This window comes from Xenorhabdus sp. NBAII XenSa04, from assembly GCF_963866145.1.
Classification (GTDB): Bacteria; Pseudomonadota; Gammaproteobacteria; order Enterobacterales; family Enterobacteriaceae; genus Xenorhabdus; species Xenorhabdus indica.
In genome coordinates this window covers 1-387 of sequence record NZ_CAWMEB010000160.1, presented here as the reverse complement: position 1 = coordinate 387, position 387 = coordinate 1, and the positions used below count along the sequence as shown (strand labels likewise).

Genomic DNA, 387 nt, shown 5'->3' with positions numbered 1-387 from the left:
TTTTATGTCTGAATTTTCTCGTGAACTCCAGGCCACTGCGGCCTTAAATTACCCGGGATCCCTGGATGCCTTTAGTCAAAATATTCCCATGGAATGGGTGACTGAAGCGATTAAAGAGACGGGACGCGCCACCGGGCGAAAACGTCGGTTCCCCGCCGAACAAGCCGTTTGGTTAGTGCTGGGCATTGGGCTCATGAGAAATCGTTCGATCAATGATGTTTGTGATAAATTAGATCTGGCGTTTCCTGACGCGAAAGGGGAACTGCCGCCATTAGCGTCAAGCAGTCTCTCAAAAGCCAGACATCGTCTTGGTATTGAACCCTTGCGACACCTTTTTCATACCACGGCCACCGAATGGGAAAAAGAAGAGACCACGTATTCTACCTG

At 49.6% G+C, this 387-nt stretch carries 1 protein-coding gene; it reads left to right on the top strand.

Annotation, left to right across the window (positions count from 1 at the left end; all coding sequences use genetic code 11):
* Positions 1–4: 4 nt before the first annotated feature.
* Positions 5–387, top strand: a 383-nt coding sequence (locus tag AAC147_RS07300) for a transposase domain-containing protein (RefSeq protein WP_047686139.1), incomplete at its 3' end; no start/stop codon positions are given.